The organism is Chryseobacterium sp. UF-81, from assembly GCF_058245105.1.
In genome coordinates, this window is sequence record NZ_JBSIBX010000006.1 from 193,726 (window position 1) to 210,849 (window position 17,124).

The following is a 17,124-nucleotide window of genomic DNA, read 5'->3' on the forward strand; positions in this document are numbered from 1 at the left end:
TTTTTGCTGATGAAATTGAAAGTTGAGAATATATCATTAAAGAGACAGATTTTTAACTGTCTCTTTTTCTATTTGATAAAGTTTTAATGTATTTTTTTTATTAGATTTGTTTAAACCATAAAAAAATATTACATGAAAAAGCTTTTACTTGTGAATTTAATAACGATTGGCGCATTTGCCTTTGCTCAGACCTATTGTACACCGGTATTTCCGAGCGAATGCAGTGGGGGAGATATGATCGACAGTTTTACGATTCCATCAGCAGGATTCAGCCATCTTGATACGGGATGCTCCCAAAGCTCATATGGAGACTATACGGCCCAGACAATTAACCTGAATGCAGGTCTCAATTACGCATTTTCTGTTACCCATGAATATTCCAGTCAATATGTACGTATCTGGATAGATTTTGACAATAACGGAACTTTTGATGATGCAGCCCCGGAGCTGGTAGCAACTGGAAGCAGTACGGGACCGGATGATAATTCAGTTACCAATGGCAATATAACCATTCCGGCAACAGTTACACCGGGAACTTACAGAATGAGAGTAGGCGACCGTTTTAATAATGAACCGGAGCCATGTAATACTTTAGGCTATGGAGAAGCACATGATTATACTGTAGTGATTGGTGCTGCACCGAGCTGTCTGGCACCAGGTAACTTGTCTGCGGGTACCCTGACTGCCAACTCAGCTGTTATTTCATGGGCAGCTTCTACAAGTATAGTAGGAGTAGGTTATGAATATTATTATTCCTCAACGAATACAGCTCCAACAACTACTACTGCACCATCAGGAAGTGTAGGAGCCTCGGTTTTATCTGCACCTTTATCCGCATTAACTCCTGCCACCACTTACTATGTATGGGTAAGGTCTGTATGCAGCACTTCCGATAAAAGCGCATGGTCTTTAAGTGCATCCTTTACAACTGATTGTGCTGCAATAGTTCCTACTGTTGCCTATACCAATGATTTTTCAACCTTCCCCGGAAATTGCTGGGAACAGGCTTCCGGTGGAGACCCGGCTACAGGGCCTACTGATGCAGATGAATTATGGTCTGATGGAGACTTCCTGAATGACGGAAATAATAACACTTCTGCTAAAATAAATCTTTATTACAACGAAACCAAAGCATGGCTAAAGACAGTACCTTTCAACCTTTCAGCAGGAGGATACAGAGTAAAATTCGATTATGGAGTAACAGAGTATTTAGCTACCACTGCTTCCGCTATGGGATCTGATGATGTGGTTCAGTTCTTGGTTTCAAATGACGGAGGCACTACATGGACCGTTCTGCAGACATGGAATGCAGCTAATGCACCATCCAATACCTCTACTACCTATTCTTATGATCTTACATCCTATACAGGAGCCAATACTGTATTTGCATTTTATGCTTCCGAAGGTACTGTAAATGATTCTGAAGATTATGAATTCTTTGTTGATAATTTTAAAGTAGAGACTGCAACATTAGCAACATCCGAAGTTTCCAAAGCAAAAGAGGAGATTAAAGCATACCCTAATCCTTTCACTGATGTATTGAATATTTCAAAAGCAGATCTTGTAAAATCACTTTCTGTATCTGATGTTTCCGGACGACTGGTGAAAACTGTTGAAAATCCATCTTCTGCTCTTCATTTAGGGGATCTTAAACAAGGATTATATTTCATTACTTTAAACATGAAAGATGGCTCAAGGCAGATGATCAAAGCGATCAGGAAATAATAAAATAACCATATTAAACTAAAAAGACGGCAATTGCCGTCTTTTTTATATTACTGTCACTTGTTGGGTACTGGTTGTATATCTCCTGTGTTCATTTGTTCAAAGACGGCAGGGAAAAACATCACGAGTATAAAATAAATAATGATCATTAATACAACTAAAGAGAAAAGAATAATGACGAGGCTGTTAGGCTTGTTTTTCTTTTGTGGTTCCATGATTTTTTTGGTATTTGGTTAACAGATTAATATCAATACCAAATACTAAGCTAATTTCTTGCCACACTGTTTACAGTATCGTGCATCATCATCTATATCTTCATTGCCGCATTGGTCGCAGATCTTCTCCAGATTCTGTCTTTTGTTGCGCATTTCTGCTGTTACAATTCCAGTAGGAACTGCAATAATAGAATAACCTGCAAGCATTAAAATAACAGCAAAAAATTTCCCCATCGGAGTGATAGGAGAGACATCTCCATAACCAACGGTAGTTACCGTAACCACTGCCCAGTAAATAGACTGTGGAATCGTTTCAAAACCAGGTCTTCCGCCTTCCACCATAAACATCAGCGAGCCTACGATCACTGAAAAGATAATCAGGAACAAAAGGAAAATATAGATCTTTCTGGAGCTGTTCTTTAAGGCTCGGACTATAAGGTAGCCATCGTTCATAAAATCCAGAAGATTGAAGATCCTGAAAATTCTCAGCATCCTCAGCATCCTGAAGATTAAGAAATACTTGGTAACAGGAAAGAAAAAACTAAGGTAAAAAGGAACCAGTGCAAGAAAATCTATAATTCCGAAAAAGCTGAAAATATAATTTTTTTTATTCTTCACAACACTGATGCGCATCCAGTATTCAATTGTGAAAAAAATAGAAATAATCCATTCCAGGATCAGAAATGTATAGTGAAATTTTTTGTCAAGCTGAGGGACACTCTCCATCATAATAATGGCAGTGCTTATCAGGATAAGAGATAATAATGTAATGTCGAATAACTTTCCTAACCTGGTATCTGCACGGTAGATTACCCTGTAAAGAAATCTTTTCCAAAACTTATCTTCGGGAACAAGATTATGCTCTCTTTCCATTTTTAATGTTTTTCAAAATTAACAAATTATCGCTATTTTCGTAGCAAACATACAGAATAAAATGACAATACGTGAAGTGATTTCAAAAATAGAAAACCGTATTCCCCTGCAGCAGGCAGAAGATTTTGACAATGTAGGGCTGCTGTGTGGAGTTCCCGACCGAAATGTCAGCGGAATACTGGTATGCCACGATGCTCTGGAGAATGTTGTGGATGAGGCTATTCAGAAAAACTGTAACCTGATTGTATGCTTTCATCCTATTATTTTTTCCGGATTAAAATCTCTGACCGGGAGAAATTATGTCGAAAGAGCCGTATTAAAAGCGATTGAAAATAAAATTGCCATTTATGCCATTCATACGGCATTTGATAATGATTTCTTTGGAGTCAATCATGAAATCTGCAATCAGTTGGGATTAAAAGATCTCAGGATTCTTCAGCCTAAGAAAAATAATTTAAAACAGCTGAGTGTATTTGTTCCGAAAGACTATTCGGAAAAAGTGAAAGAAGCACTATTCACTGCAGGAGCAGGAAATATAGGTTTTTATGACGAATGCAGCTTTACTCTGAATGGAAACGGAACATTCAGGCCTGTTGAAGGTTCAAATCCGTTCTCCGGACAGCAGAACATCCGTGAAAATGCTGATGAAGATATGATCTCTGTTATTTTTGAAGATTATAAAAAAGGAAAGATCATTTCAGCAATGAAAGCTGCCCATCCCTATGAAGAAGTAGCTTATCAGGTATATCAGCTGGATAATGAAAATCAGCATTCAGGCCTGGGAATGTACGGGGAACTTGCCGAGGAAATGGATGAACAGGATTTTTTAAGAATGGTCAAAGAAAAATTCGAACTCGAAGTCATTAAACATTCCGACTTTACAAGTAAAAAAATCAGAAGGGTAGGCGTTCTTGGAGGATCCGGAGCCAGCGGAATAAAAGCTGCCTTATCACAAAAATGTGATGCTTATCTTACCGGGGATATCAAATACCATGACTATTTCCAGGCAGAATCCAGAATGTTGATCTGTGACATAGGCCATTATGAATCCGAACAATTTGTAACTCAACAATTATTTGAAATTTTGTCACAAAAATTTAGTACATTTGCAATTTCAAAATCTATTGAAAAAACAAACCCAGTAAATTATTTCATTTAAATATGGCAAAAACCAACGATATTTCAGTTGAAGAAAAATTAAGAGCTTTATACGATTTGCAGATCATTGATTCAAGATTGGATGAAATCCGAAATACTAGAGGAGAATTGCCAATTGAAGTTGAAGATCTTGAAATTGAGATCGAAGGACTTGAAAAAAGAGCTGAAAAATTTCATGCAGATATCAAAGATCAGGAAGACCAGATCAAAACAAAGCATGAAGTAATTAACCATGCAAAAACTTTAATTGAAAAGTACAAATCTCAGCAGGATAATGTAAGAAACAATAAAGAGTTTGAAGCATTAGGAAAAGAAATGGAATTCCAGGATCTGGAAATTCAGCTTGCTGAAAAAAGAATTAAAGAATTCGGAGTTAAAATTGCTCACAAAAATGAAACTTTAAGCGAACTTAACGAGAAAATCAAAGATCTGAAAAACCATTTGAAATTCAAAAAAGAAGAATTGGATGATCTTGTATCTGAAACTCAGAAAGAAGAAGAATACTTAATAGAGCAGTCTAAAGAGTATGCAAGTAAAATTGACGAAAGATTACTTTCTTCATATAACAGAATCAGAAAGAGCTCTATCAACGGACTGGCTGTTGTAGGATTAGAAAGAGGAGCACCAAAAGGATCATTCTTTACAATCCCGCCTCAGAAGCAGATGGAAATTGCTCAGAGAAAGAAAATCATTATTGATGAGCACTCTGGAAAAATCCTTGTAGATGACGAATTGGTAATGGAAGAAAACGAAAGAATGAAATCGGTAATTAAATTCTAATTACAATTTAAAATAATAAAAATGTGCTTCAGAAATGAAGCACATTTTTTTTGTTTAATATAACCAGAGATGAATGTTGGCAGGCTTTAATCCCGTCACAATATGAGGATATTAAAAAAGCTGCTTCATTTCTGAAACAGCTTACTGTATTTTACTCGTGATGCTCGTACATTTTATTGTACAGATCTATGAATTTCTCTTTTATTGCTTTTCTTTTAAGCTTTAAAGTTGGGGTAAGCAATCCGGTGTCGATGGCCCAGACTTCAGGGGTAAGCTCAATTTTTTTGATCTTTTCCCAGTTGCCGAGGTGTTCATTAATGCCTTCCATCTCTTTTTCAATTCTTTGCTTTAATTCAGGGCTTTTTGCAATTTCTGCAGGCGTGGAACCGATATTCAGGTTGTTTCTCATGGCCCAGTTTTTAGCAAACTCAAAATCAGGCTGTACCAAAGCACACGGCATTTTTTCACCATCTCCTACCACCATGATCTGTTCGATGAATTTTGAAGATTTTGCCTGGTTTTCAATTGTTTGAGGAGCAATGTATTTCCCGCCTGAAGTTTTAAACATTTCTTTTTTACGGTCAGTAATCTGCAAAAATCCTTCACTGTCGACATGCCCTATATCTCCTGTTTTGAAAAAACCGTCCTCCGTAAAAGCTTCTCTGGTCATTTCTTCGGCTTTAAAATAACCTTTGAAGACAGAGGGGCCTTTTACCGTAATTTCACCATCTTCCTGGATTTTTACCTGGAGATTGTCCAGCGGTCTGCCGACGGTACCGATTTTCATTTTATCAAAACTGTTTACAGAAATAACCGGTGACGTTTCAGTTAAGCCATACCCTTCTAAAATAGGGATCCCGGCATTCTGAAACATCAGGTTTAATCTTGTGGACAGAGCTGCTGAACCGGAAACCAAAGTAATGATTTCCCCGCCCAGACCTTCTCTCCATTTAGAGAATACCAGTTTATCTGCAATGATTCCCTGCAATCCTGAAGGTTTGGAGATTTCTTTTTTCTTGCTGATTAAATTTAAAGCCCAGAAGAATATCTTGGATTTCAGCCCGCCGGCTGAAGAACCTGTATTGTAGATCTTGTCATATACCTTTTCTACCAGTCTCGGTACAACACTCATGTAATGCGGCTTTACTTCTTTTACATTTTCACCCATTTTATCAATGCTTTCTGCGAAATAAACAGAAAAACCACTGTACTGGAAAAGATAAAAAAGCATCCTTTCAAAAATATGACAGATAGGAAGGAAGCTCAGCACCCTTGTATCTTTGTAATCCAGGCTTTTTTTCTTAGGAATTCTTGGAAAAGATCCCAATACATTAGACACAATATTATGGTGGGTAAGCATTACACCTTTTGGCCTTCCCGTTGTTCCGGAAGTATAAATGATGGTTGCCAGATCTTCGGAATTAATGGCATTGGAAAGGTCGTCCACTTCAATCTGAGTAGAATCGTCCTCACCAAGATCCAGGATTTCCCTCCAGTTGGCTGCTCCGCTTATTGTGTCAAAGGTGAAAATTCCCTGTAGTGAAGGAATATTATGTTTCACCTTCATCACTTTATTTAGCAATTCTTTATCCGATACAAAACAATACTGTATTTCAGCATTATTGAATATAAATTCATAATCTTCAGCAGAAATACTCGGATAAACAGGAACGGAAACCACACCGATCTGAGACAGTCCAAAATCCATAACTGCCCATTCTGTACGGGAATTGGTGGTGATCAGAGCAATCTTGTCCCCAGGTTTTATACCCAGTTTCAAAAGCCCCCTGGATATTTTATTTCCCTGATTGATAAATTCTAGTGTTGAAGTTTTTTTCCATTCACCCTGATATTTAGTCACAAACATATCTGTTTTAGGAAATTTTTCCAAAGCATAATGTGGAATATCGAATAATCTTTTGATTGTCATGATTTTTTAAGCAATTTTTAAAGAATTTTAAATATAAGCATTTTTTTTAACTGTAGTAATCAGAATTTATCAATTGACAATTAATTGAATGCCTGCCATAATATCAGAAGCTTTCACCGGTCATTCTGCGGAAATTTCAAGCAGTCTGTCCCATACTTCTAATTCTATTTTCAGATTTGGTTAAAAAGTGTAAATTTACGCCTATCTAATTATTATTTTTTATGGACTTTAATTTATCGGAAGAACAGCTGATGATTCAGCAGGCTGCAAGAGATTTTGCACAAAATGAACTATTACCTGAAGTTATAGAAAGAGACCGCGATCAGAAATTCCCTACAGAACAAGTAAAGAAAATGGGAGAAATGGGGCTTTTGGGAATGATGGTAGACCCTAAGTACGGAGGAGCAGGGATGGATAGCGTTTCTTACGTTTTGGCAATGGAGGAGATCGCAAAAATAGATGCTTCAGCAGCTGTGGTAATGTCCGTAAATAATTCTCTGGTATGTGCAGGTCTTGAAAAATTTGCTTCCGAAGAACAGAAAGTGAAATATCTTACTCCTCTTGCCAGTGGAAAAGTAATTGGTGCTTTTGCATTATCCGAGCCTGAAGCAGGTTCTGATGCTACTTCCCAAAAAACAACTGCAGAAGATAAAGGAGATTATTACCTTTTAAATGGTATCAAGAACTGGATCACAAACGGAGGAACAGCTTCTTATTATATTGTCATTGCACAGACAGATCCTGAGAAAAAACATAAAGGAATTAACGCTTTCATCGTTGAAAGAGGTTGGGAAGGTTTTGAAGTGGGTGTAAAAGAAGATAAATTGGGAATCAGAGGAAGTGATACACATTCTTTGATCTTCAATAACGTAAAAGTACCGAAGGAAAACAGAATCGGGGAAGACGGATTCGGATTCAATTTTGCAATGGCAGTATTGAACGGAGGAAGAATCGGTATTGCTTCTCAGGCATTAGGTATTGCTTCAGGTGCTTATGAATTGGCTTTAAAATATGCTAAAACAAGAAAAGCTTTCAAAACCGAGATCATCAATCACCAGGCGATTGCATTTAAATTAGCAGATATGGCTACACAGATCACTGCAGCAAGAATGTTATGCTTCAAAGCAGCTTTTGAGAAAGATGCAGGTAAAGATATCTCTGAAAGCGGAGCAATGGCAAAACTATATGCTTCCCAGGTGGCAATGGATACTACCATTGAAGCAGTACAGATCCATGGCGGATATGGATACGTGAAAGAATATCATGTAGAAAGAATGATGAGAGATGCGAAGATCACGCAAATCTATGAAGGTACTTCTGAGATTCAGAAAATTGTGATTTCCAGAAGCATCGCAAAATAAATTAATATAAAAACACACTGCTTATGAAAAAAACTTTGTGGATCAGCCTCGGGGTAGTACTTCTTCTGATAGGGGTAATAGTATGGTATAAATATTATTTCGTCTTTGGAGAAGGGGTAAAGTCCGGCTATCTGAATTATGCCATGAAAAAAGGCTATGTTTTCAAAACCTATGAAGGAAAACTCATCCAGGAAGGTTTTGGAAAAGGAAAGACAGGAACCATTACAAGCTATGAATTTGAATTTTCTGTAGAAGATCCTGAAATTTTTAAACAGCTGGAAACCAACAGCGGTAAAACTTTCGATCTGCATTACAAAGAATACAACGGAGCGCTTCCATGGAGAGGAAACACAAAGTTTATCGTAGATAAAGTAGTGAATATGAAATAGCGAAAGGCTCCCATCGGGAGCCTTTCTTCTTGCAAACCACTTTTTATAATATACCCTTTAACCAGGCTTAAAACATCCATGCATACTGTTGATCCATACTTATTAAATTCCTATGAAATAACTTCCGTACTGGCCCATACAATCATTCAGGAATATTTAAATATACGAAGAACAGGTTGGCCCGGATTTGATTTTTATTAAAATAATATTAAAAATCCATCGAAAGATGGATTTTGTTTTTATTGGGCACTGTTGTCCGTAGTTTTTTTGTTTTTCTTTTTGTAGAAATAATATCCAATTCCACCGATCAGAAATAAAGGCCATAGCGGGAGAATAAAAAGAAAGACCGAAGTAATTACGTCCCAGCCTGATGAAACTGCGGCCAGTGATTTTTCGCCGAAAGTTTCAGGCTCTTTTTCGAAACTCGATTTATCGGTAAGAGTCACCGTTATTGTACATAAGGTATTTTCTGCGTAGTTATTTCCGGAAACCTGTATGCTTTTAGTTTCAATATCACCAATCTCACTCAGGTCATTCATTAAACTGTCAAAATTACGGAGAGGAACTTTAACGTCCATATAATACACCTTTTGACTGTTTTCTGTGTAAGAGGAGCTTCTGTCGACTGCTTCTGTAGTAGTATAAGAAAGCTCTTCACTTTTTACATAACCATTATTTTTTACAGTTTCTTCCTTTACAAGTTCTTTTACCGTTTCTGCGTTATCAGCTTTTACAGAAAGAATACCCGTTTTTACCATTTTGTTTTTCAGCTCATAGCTGTCATTTTGGGGTTTGTCTTTGTATACGATCTTGGTTTCTTTGATCACTTTCGGAGCCGGAACATTCACAACGATCTTTTCAGTTTTTTTCTCTGCTGAATCTTTCTTCTCAATCTTCGATTCCAGTTTTGTTGAAGCGATTTTATCGGTTAGAGAATCTACCATCTTGGAAGTGTTTTCTATTTTCTGCTGAATTTCGCCTTTGGCATCTTCAAAATCTTTTATTCTGACACTGGCTGAATCCAGAACTTTGTCTGCGGCAGTATTGATGGAAGTGACAGTTTCATTCACAGCAGCAGCTGTACTGTCTGCAGCATGAATTGTATCTTCTACCTGGGATTTTGCTGCTTCTGCCTTTTTACACATAATGAACGTGCCTGATACGGTCACCAGTAATATGAACTTTTTCATAAGATTAATTTTTTGATGAAGTAAAATTAGCGGTGAACAGAGGCAGACTTTTGTAAAAGAAAAGTATTATTCTGGTAAAATCTTAAATGATTAAAAACCATTGTTTTATATTTGTTTTACAATTGTTTTACAAACTGTTTTTGATATCAGAAATATGATGACACAGATAAGCTTTCAAAAAGAAAATATTTGCTTATTGTCTCATTTTAAGAGTTTTAATGATTGGAATGATAATAGAAATAAGAATTTTATGTCTGAAAATTTTTTATATTTGTTATTATGGGTTTATTTATTAAAAGTTTTCTTTTTTTGAATTTTTTCAGCTTTTTGCTGATTAACTGTGCTGATTATAAAAATATGACGCAGATGAATTATCAGCATAAAAATCAGGATAAAGTAGAATTTACTGAAATCAGAAGACTTAATCTTAAAACTGATCTGAAAGAATATACAGTCATTACTTCCACAAAAGGAATCAAAGATCTGTACATGAAACTCAATGATTCAAAATATTCCAGATCAGCCCCGATTCCTGTTTTAGAAGAAGGAGAGTACTTTTTGGTCTTAAAACCTAAACTGAAAAAAATAAAAAACGGCGATATTGAAATTGAAAAACTGGAAACGAACACTTCCATGCTTAACGTTTTTTATAAAGAAGTCGAAAATCAGGAATACACTGACAAAAAACAATCTGATCCCATACTGATCGTGAAAATTATGGGAAGTCCTAAAAAAATTAAATTAACCATACAATAATATTATATAATGAAAAGAAAATTATTACTTCTGACAAGTCTTTTTGTTCTTTCAGGAACAGCTATGGCACAGCAGAATACCTGGAGCAGAGCCTTGCAGAAAAATGTAAAAGAAACAAGAGAAAGAGGCGTAAGAACTGTAGACTATCAATTGGTCAATCTGAATACTGACGAGCTGAAACATCAGCTTTCTCTGGCTCCGGACAGAAGTCGTCTTTCCTCAGAGAAGGGAATTTTCGTAAAGTTTCCCAATGATCAGGGAACATTTGACACATACGAAGTATTTGAAGCATCTGTAATGCATCCGGACTTACAGTCAAGATATTCTGATATAAGATCTTATGTGGGAAAGAGGGTAGGAGATCCTGCTACCAATATCAGATTTACTTATGATCCGTATTTCGGGCTTAATGCTGTAGTAAGAGGAATAAAAGGAATGTACTATATAGATTCATATTCGCAGGATAACAAAACGTATATTGTATATGACAGAAAGAATGCGGTTTCTCAAAACCGATTCGACTGTCTGTTTAAAGGAGATTCGCCTTTAATTGATCTTGCTCCCGATATACATGGTAAAACAGTTGTAGACGGCTTAATGCGTAAATATAGATTGGCTATTACTACAACCACTGAATATACAGCCTATGCTGCCCAACAGGCCGGCGTAGGTGCCGGAACAGATGCCCAGAAAAAAGCAGCTGTACTTGCAGCAGTTAATTTAGCAGTAGCACGCCTTAATCAGGTATTTGAAAATGAAATTTCAGTATCTCTGCAACTTGTTGCTAATACGGATCTGTTGTTTTTCATTGCTTCAGATACTTTTGATGCATTGGATGCTGATCAGATGATTGACGAAAACATTACAGTGACTAATAATGCAATTGGCGTCAATAATTATGATATCGGACATGTATTTTTCCAGGCTACTCAGGGTAATGATAATGGGCTTGCTTATACTCCTGCAATTTGTGGTAGTGTGAAAGCCGGAGGTGTTACAGGTTCAGCAGCTCCTGTGGGAGATCCTTTTGTCATTGATTATGTGGCACACGAAATGGGACATCAGTTTGGTGCCAATCACACACAGAATAATGGCTGTAACAGAAACACGGCAACATCGGTAGAACCAGGGAGTGCAAGTTCCATCATGGGATATGCAGGTATCTGTTCTCCAAATGTACAGAATAACAGTGATGCTTATTTCCATGCCGTAAGTATTCGTGAGATGTATACAAGAATTACGGGAGCAGGAGGAAATTGTTCTGTGAATACAGCAACAGGAAACAATGAGCCGACTGCAAATGCCGGACCTGACAGAACAATTCCAATGGGGACTCCATTTGCTTTAACAGGTGTAGGCTCCGATCCGGATGGCGACGCAATTACCTATAACTGGGAGCAAATTGATACGGGCGCTGCAACAATGCCTCCAAGACCAACCAATGCAATAGGCCCTATGTTCAGATCGATGTGGGCGACAACATCTCCTACAAGATATTTCCCAAGACTCTCAACAATTGTGGAAGGATATGATCCTACGATTATTACAGCAGGAAACTATAGAGCGTGGGAGAAACTGTCTACAGTCGCAAGACCTTTAACTTTCTCCTTATTGGTGAGAGATAATAAACCGATTGGCGGGCAAACAGGACGTGATGATATCCAGCTTACAGTATCTACAGCTGCCGGACCATTTACAGTGACCTCTCAAAATGCAGGCGGTATAGTGTGGAATGTAGGGACACCACAGACCATTACCTGGAATGTTGCCAATACAAATGCAGCTCCGGTAAATACAGCAAATGTAATGATCCTTCTTTCCATAGATGGAGGACTCACGTTCCCTCATACGCTTGTGGCGAGCACGCCAAACAACGGTTCTTACACATTCAATGTTCCGGGTGGCTTGGGAACCAGCTCAACGGCAAGAATAATGATCAAAGCGATTGATAATGTATTCTTAAATGTGAATACAACCAACTTTACGATCAATTCTACATTAGGAACCAGCGAAACTGAAAAAGCGGAAGAAGGAATAAAGATCTATCCGAATCCATCAAAAGGAATCTTTACTATCGAAGCGGAAGGAGGCAATGGCATTTCGTATACGGTATATGCAATGGACGGAAAACTAGTTAATGCGACTAAAGAGGTAAAAGGAGGTAAGATTCGTGAAGAAGTTAACCTGTCTTATCTTCCTTCAGGTGTTTACATTGTTCAGGTAGATAAAGACGGTCAGAAAATTTCCAAAAAACTGATTATTAAAAAATAATACAAGTTTTTGTTATAAAAGAAACCGTTCAACATCACATTGAACGGTTTTATTTAATTTAAATCTTACTCATAACAAGCTGTTTACGGGTACATTTTATAAAAGTAGACGGTTGGGCAATTGCTTTTGTTCTTGAACTGATCATTTCTTTTAACAATTATGTTATTTTAACGACTCATTATTATGTTTTTGGGTTGATTTAACAGTTATTTGATAATTTTTAAAAAAATATTCATAATTAGCATTTTGAATATTTACCTTTGCTTTTTAAGATTCTATAATGAAAGACATGTATTTTGTTCTTGTTTTTAATAGTGCAATCATCAATATTTGTTGATGATGAAATTATATTATTTGATATTAAAAAGATAAGCACAGTAATAATAAGTTTAAAAAAAGAAAAGTAATTTTACACCTCTTAATATTAAAAAAAGGAAAAACTATATGAAAAAACAATTATTTTTGATGGGGATATTTCTTATTTCCAATGTTTTTTTAGCACAAACAAGCCAACTTTGGAAGGAAGTGTCTCAAAAAAATACTTCTGAAATCTTTGAAAATAAGACCAGCATTCTTCACCCCAAAATTTATAATCTTGATTTTGATAATTTAAAGAATGTTTTAGCGAAAGCGCCCAAAAGATTTGCTGTTAAAGGAAAGTCTGATGTTATTGTTTCTTTTCCAAATTCTAATGGCAACTTTGAAAGTTTCAAAGTAAGAGAAAACTCAAATTTCGATCCTGAATTGGCAGCAAAATATCCGGATATTAAATCTTATGTTGGTGTAGGTGAAGATGACCCTAGTTCTACTATTTATTTCAGTATTTCACCATTGGGATTATCTTCAATGGAGATTTATGGAAACAGATCGGCGGTTTTTATCGAGCCATATACAAAAGATCTTTCAACTTATGTTGTTTATAAAAAATCAGATAAAAAAGAGAGCTTAGATAAGTTTGAATGTACTGTGCTGGACGTTGCTCAAAAAGGTCTGGATAATTCTAATCTTGCCGCAAGACCCAATGCTGATGATGGAAAATTAAGAACTTTCAGATTAGCCTTATCTTGTACAGGTGAATATACAACCTATTTCGGAGGAACAGTAGCGGGTTCATTGGCAGCGATGAACAATACAATGACTCGTGTAAACGGGGTTTTTGAAAAAGATTTCTCTGCAAGAATGATCATTATTGCAAACAATAATGCTGTAATTTATACGAATGCAGCTACAGATCCTTATTCTCCATCAGCCCAAATGAATAACTGGAATGCTGAGTTACAGAATACTTTAACCGCAACGATTGGAGAAGCCAACTACGATATCGGCCATTTATTCGGAGCAACTGGAGGTGGTGGAAATGCTGGATGTATTGGTTGCGTTTGTACCAATGGATCAAAAGGAAGTGGATATACTTCGCCGGCAGATGCTATTCCATCTGGTGACAATTTTGATATTGATTATGTTGCCCATGAAATGGGACATCAGTTTGGAGGGAATCATACATTTTCTCATAATATTGAATCAGCAGGGGTAAATATGGAGCCTGGTTCAGGATCTACAATTATGGGATATGCAGGGATTACCAACCAGGATGTGCAACAACATTCAGATCCGTTTTTCCATGCTATAAGTATTCAGCAGATTACCAATAATATTAAAACAAAAACCTGCCCTGTAGTTACCAATACCGGAAATGCTATTCCTACAGCTGATGCAGGATTAGATTATATCATTCCGAAGGGCACTCCATTTGTGCTTACAGGAACGGGTACTGACGCAAATGGAGATACTCTAACCTATATTTGGGAGCAGATGGATAAAGCTGTTTCTGGACAAACCGGAGCAAATTCTGCGGCAACTGCATCAAAAGCTTCTGGTCCTACTTTCAGATCTTGGACTCCACAAACTACTCCTATTAGATATTTTCCAACAATGACTTCAGTATTAGCTGGAAGCACGACCACTCAAGGTTCAGAAATTGCTGTAGAAGCTTTATCAAATGTTGCCAGAAACTATAACTTCAGGTTTACCACTCGTGACAATAGAGCGGGAGGTTCTGGAAACAATTCTGATGATATGGTAGTTACAGTGGATGCAACTGCGGGTCCGTTTACAGTAACTTCACAAAATACTGCAGGGGTTGTTTGGAATGAAGGTCAGTCATATCTAATTACATGGAGTGTCGCCAATACAACAGCCGCTCCTGTAAGCACACCTAATGTAACAATTCTTTTGTCAAAAGACGGCGGTCTTACTTTCCCAACTGTTTTGGTTCAAAGTGCTCCTAATAATGGTTCTTATAATTATACCGTTCCGGGCGGTCTTGGAACAATTTCCAACAATGCCAGAATTATGGTGAAAGGTGTGAATAATATATTCTTTAATGTCAATTTACAGAACTTTACAATTAATTCATCAGTAGTAGTAACCCCAAATCCCGGAAATCCGGTAATAGTTCCTACAAGAATTTACCAGGGTCTCATGATATATCCTGTACCTTCCAATGATGGTTATGTGTATATTAAAGCAGATTTTCCTAGACAGGTTCCGCTGCGTCCTTATGTTATTAGCTACGAATTATTTTCAATGGATGGAAAACTGATTGTTCCTAAAAAGACCAAATACATATTTGATCAGGATCTGGAACAGATTAACTTGAAACATTTGCCTACTGAATCCTATATGATTCATGTTACTGTAGATGGAGAAAAAATTGTTAAGAAACTAATGATGATACCTAAATAAATCATCCAAATAGATTGCATAAAAAAACCGTTCATCTGAACGGTTTTTGTTTTTTTATTATCAATTTAGTCATGTTGAAATTCACTGATGAAATGCAGCTTCACATTCGGGAATTTTTCCTGCGTCATATGAATTGTGAACGAAGAATCTGCCAGGAATACAAGCTGATCATATTTATCTCTGGCAAGGAAACGCTGCTTTAATCTTGCAAATTCCTTAAACTCCTCAGATTTTTCATCCGCTTCCACCCAGCACGCTTTGTGCATGGAAAGAGGTTCATAGGTACATTTGGCACCGTATTCATGCTCCAGACGGTATTGGATAACCTCATACTGAAGTGCTCCCACAGTTCCAATGATCTTTCTGCCGTTCATTTCAAGAGTAAATAACTGGGCCACCCCTTCATCCATCAGCTGATCAATACCTTTGGCCAGCTGTTTGGCTTTAAGCGGATCGCTGTTATTGATATAACGGAAATGTTCCGGAGAGAAGCTTGGAACTCCTTTGAAGCTTAGTTTTTCACCTCCTGTCAAGGTATCACCGATTCTGAAGCTTCCGGTATCATGAAGACCGACAATATCGCCGGGGAAACTTTCATCTACCACTTCTTTTTTGTCTGCGAAGAATGCATTTGGAGAAGAGAATTTCATTTTTTTGCCTTCTCTTACCAACAGATAATTTTCATTTCTTCTGAATGTTCCCGAAACAATTTTCACGAACGCAAGTCTGTCTCTGTGCTTTGGATCCATATTCGCGTGGATCTTGAAAACGAATCCTGTAAAGTTATTTTCTTCCGGCTTTACAAGACGTATATCACTTTCTTTCGGCTGTGGCATTGGAGCAATTTCAATAAATGCATCCAATAATTCACGGACTCCAAAATTATTTAAAGCCGAACCAAAGAAAACCGGCTGTAAATCACCGTTCATATATTCTTCACGGCTGAATTCAGGATAAACAGACTGTACAAGCTCAAGCTCATCTCTCAGGTTTTGAGCAGCTTTTTCACCGATCACCTCATCTATTGAAGGATCATTGATATCGTCAAACTTAACCGTTTCACCAACCCTTTGTTTCTTTTCTTCAAGAAACAGTTGAATATTATTTTCCCAGATATTATAAATCCCCTGGAAATCGCTTCCCATCCCGATCGGGATAGATAGCGGAACCACTCTTAGCCCCAATTTCTGTTCCACCTCATCCAGAAGATCAAATGCATCCTTACCCTCACGGTCAAGTTTATTGATGAAAACAAGCATCGGGATGTTTCTCATTCTGCAGACTTTTACCAATTTTTCAGTCTGTTCCTCAACTCCCTTTGCAACGTCGATTACGACGATCACAGAGTCTACGGCAGTTAAAGTTCTGTAAGTATCTTCAGCAAAGTCTTTGTGACCAGGTGTGTCAAGGATATTGATTTTGTGATTTTTATATTCAAAAGCCAATACGGAAGTCGCTACGGAGATCCCTCTCTGTCTTTCGATTTCCATAAAGTCGGAGGTAGCTCCTTTCTTTATTTTGTTGGATTTTACCGCACCGGCTTCCTGGATAGCACCCCCGAAAAGAAGTAATTTTTCCGTAAGGGTTGTTTTTCCGGCATCCGGGTGGGAAATGATCCCGAAAGTCTTTCTTTTTTGTATTTCTTTGATTAAGTCTGACATAGTGTATTTTGAAGTTGCAAAAATCGGGATTTTTTGCGAGGTTTCAAATAATTTGGAGAATAAGTTGTGG

General features: G+C 37.2%; 12 protein-coding genes. 8 read left to right on the top strand and 4 right to left on the bottom strand.

The window, feature by feature from the left end; genetic code table 11:
• Positions 1-132: 132 nt before the first annotated feature.
• On the top strand, positions 133-1,725 hold the full coding sequence (locus tag AC4IFE_RS10810; protein WP_490756984.1) for a GEVED domain-containing protein: 1,593 nt from the start codon (positions 133-135) through the stop codon (positions 1,723-1,725).
• Between the two features lie 260 nt (positions 1,726-1,985).
• Here the strand turns inward: AC4IFE_RS10810 and AC4IFE_RS10815 are convergent, their stop codons facing one another.
• Positions 1,986-2,813, bottom strand: a complete 828-nt coding sequence (locus AC4IFE_RS10815) for an ion transporter (RefSeq protein WP_490756985.1) — start codon at positions 2,811-2,813, stop codon at positions 1,986-1,988.
• Positions 2,814-2,874: 61 nt separating this feature from the next.
• Between AC4IFE_RS10815 and AC4IFE_RS10820 the strand changes: the two genes are divergently transcribed.
• Both AC4IFE_RS10820 and AC4IFE_RS10825 read left to right on the top strand, forming a co-directional pair.
• A complete protein-coding gene (locus tag AC4IFE_RS10820; RefSeq protein WP_490756987.1) occupies positions 2,875-3,972 on the top strand; it encodes a Nif3-like dinuclear metal center hexameric protein in 1,098 nt (365 codons plus the stop codon).
• Between the two features lie 2 nt (positions 3,973-3,974).
• Positions 3,975-4,751 (top strand): zinc ribbon domain-containing protein, encoded by a 777-nt coding sequence (locus tag AC4IFE_RS10825; protein WP_490756988.1) that lies wholly within the window; start codon positions 3,975-3,977, stop codon positions 4,749-4,751.
• Between the two features lie 151 nt (positions 4,752-4,902).
• Here the strand turns inward: AC4IFE_RS10825 and AC4IFE_RS10830 are convergent, their stop codons facing one another.
• On the bottom strand, positions 4,903-6,681 hold the full coding sequence (locus tag AC4IFE_RS10830; protein ID WP_490756989.1) for an AMP-dependent synthetase/ligase: 1,779 nt from the start codon (positions 6,679-6,681) through the stop codon (positions 4,903-4,905).
• A 221-nt stretch (positions 6,682-6,902) separates the two neighbouring features.
• On the opposite strand from AC4IFE_RS10830, the gene AC4IFE_RS10835 reads away from it, so the two are divergent.
• A complete protein-coding gene (locus AC4IFE_RS10835; protein ID WP_490756990.1) occupies positions 6,903-8,042 on the top strand; it encodes an acyl-CoA dehydrogenase in 1,140 nt (379 codons plus the stop codon).
• Positions 8,043-8,065: 23 nt separating this feature from the next.
• The gene (locus AC4IFE_RS10840) at positions 8,066-8,431 is read left to right on the top strand and encodes a hypothetical protein (protein WP_490756991.1); all 366 of its coding nucleotides are present in this window, start codon (positions 8,066-8,068) and stop codon (positions 8,429-8,431) included.
• A 239-nt stretch (positions 8,432-8,670) separates the two neighbouring features.
• Here the strand turns inward: AC4IFE_RS10840 and AC4IFE_RS10845 are convergent, their stop codons facing one another.
• Positions 8,671-9,621 carry a DUF4349 domain-containing protein gene (locus AC4IFE_RS10845; protein WP_490756993.1) on the bottom strand — a complete coding sequence of 317 codons (951 nt, stop codon included), beginning with the start codon at positions 9,619-9,621 and terminating at the stop codon, positions 8,671-8,673.
• Positions 9,622-9,987: 366 nt separating this feature from the next.
• On the opposite strand from AC4IFE_RS10845, the gene AC4IFE_RS10850 reads away from it, so the two are divergent.
• The 3 genes from AC4IFE_RS10850 (at position 9,988) to AC4IFE_RS10860 (ending at position 15,393) form a co-directional block, all read left to right on the top strand.
• Positions 9,988-10,377, top strand: coding sequence for a hypothetical protein (locus tag AC4IFE_RS10850; protein WP_490756995.1), 390 nt, complete (start codon positions 9,988-9,990; stop codon positions 10,375-10,377).
• Positions 10,378-10,386: 9 nt separating this feature from the next.
• On the top strand, positions 10,387-12,648 hold the full coding sequence (locus AC4IFE_RS10855; protein WP_490756997.1) for a zinc-dependent metalloprotease family protein: 2,262 nt from the start codon (positions 10,387-10,389) through the stop codon (positions 12,646-12,648).
• 444 nt (positions 12,649-13,092) lie between these two features.
• Entirely contained in the window at positions 13,093-15,393 is a 2,301-nt protein-coding gene (locus AC4IFE_RS10860; protein WP_490756999.1) for a reprolysin-like metallopeptidase, read from the top strand.
• 65 nt (positions 15,394-15,458) lie between these two features.
• Here AC4IFE_RS10860 and AC4IFE_RS10865 read toward each other — a convergent pair whose 3' ends face one another.
• Entirely contained in the window at positions 15,459-17,054 is a 1,596-nt protein-coding gene (locus AC4IFE_RS10865; RefSeq protein WP_490757000.1) for a peptide chain release factor 3, read from the bottom strand.
• Positions 17,055-17,124: the final 70 nt, after the last annotated feature.

Excerpts from the sequence above, each read along its gene's own strand:
- AC4IFE_RS10860 (WP_490756999.1), top strand. The coding sequence starts at position 13,093 with ATGAAAAAACAATTATTTTTGATGGGGATATTTCTTATTTCCAATGTT.
- AC4IFE_RS10840 (WP_490756991.1), top strand. The coding sequence starts at position 8,066 with ATGAAAAAAACTTTGTGGATCAGCCTCGGGGTAGTACTTCTTCTGATA.
- AC4IFE_RS10830 (WP_490756989.1), bottom strand. The coding sequence starts at position 6,681 with ATGACAATCAAAAGATTATTCGATATTCCACATTATGCTTTGGAAAAA.
- AC4IFE_RS10835 (WP_490756990.1), top strand. The coding sequence starts at position 6,903 with ATGGACTTTAATTTATCGGAAGAACAGCTGATGATTCAGCAGGCTGCA.
- AC4IFE_RS10810 (WP_490756984.1), top strand. The coding sequence starts at position 133 with ATGAAAAAGCTTTTACTTGTGAATTTAATAACGATTGGCGCATTTGCC.
- AC4IFE_RS10850 (WP_490756995.1), top strand. The coding sequence starts at position 9,988 with ATGAATTATCAGCATAAAAATCAGGATAAAGTAGAATTTACTGAAATC.
- AC4IFE_RS10820 (WP_490756987.1), top strand. The coding sequence starts at position 2,875 with ATGACAATACGTGAAGTGATTTCAAAAATAGAAAACCGTATTCCCCTG.
- AC4IFE_RS10845 (WP_490756993.1), bottom strand. The coding sequence starts at position 9,621 with ATGAAAAAGTTCATATTACTGGTGACCGTATCAGGCACGTTCATTATG.
- AC4IFE_RS10825 (WP_490756988.1), top strand. The coding sequence starts at position 3,975 with ATGGCAAAAACCAACGATATTTCAGTTGAAGAAAAATTAAGAGCTTTA.
- AC4IFE_RS10815 (WP_490756985.1), bottom strand. The coding sequence starts at position 2,813 with ATGGAAAGAGAGCATAATCTTGTTCCCGAAGATAAGTTTTGGAAAAGA.
- AC4IFE_RS10855 (WP_490756997.1), top strand. The coding sequence starts at position 10,387 with ATGAAAAGAAAATTATTACTTCTGACAAGTCTTTTTGTTCTTTCAGGA.
- AC4IFE_RS10865 (WP_490757000.1), bottom strand. The coding sequence starts at position 17,054 with ATGTCAGACTTAATCAAAGAAATACAAAAAAGAAAGACTTTCGGGATC.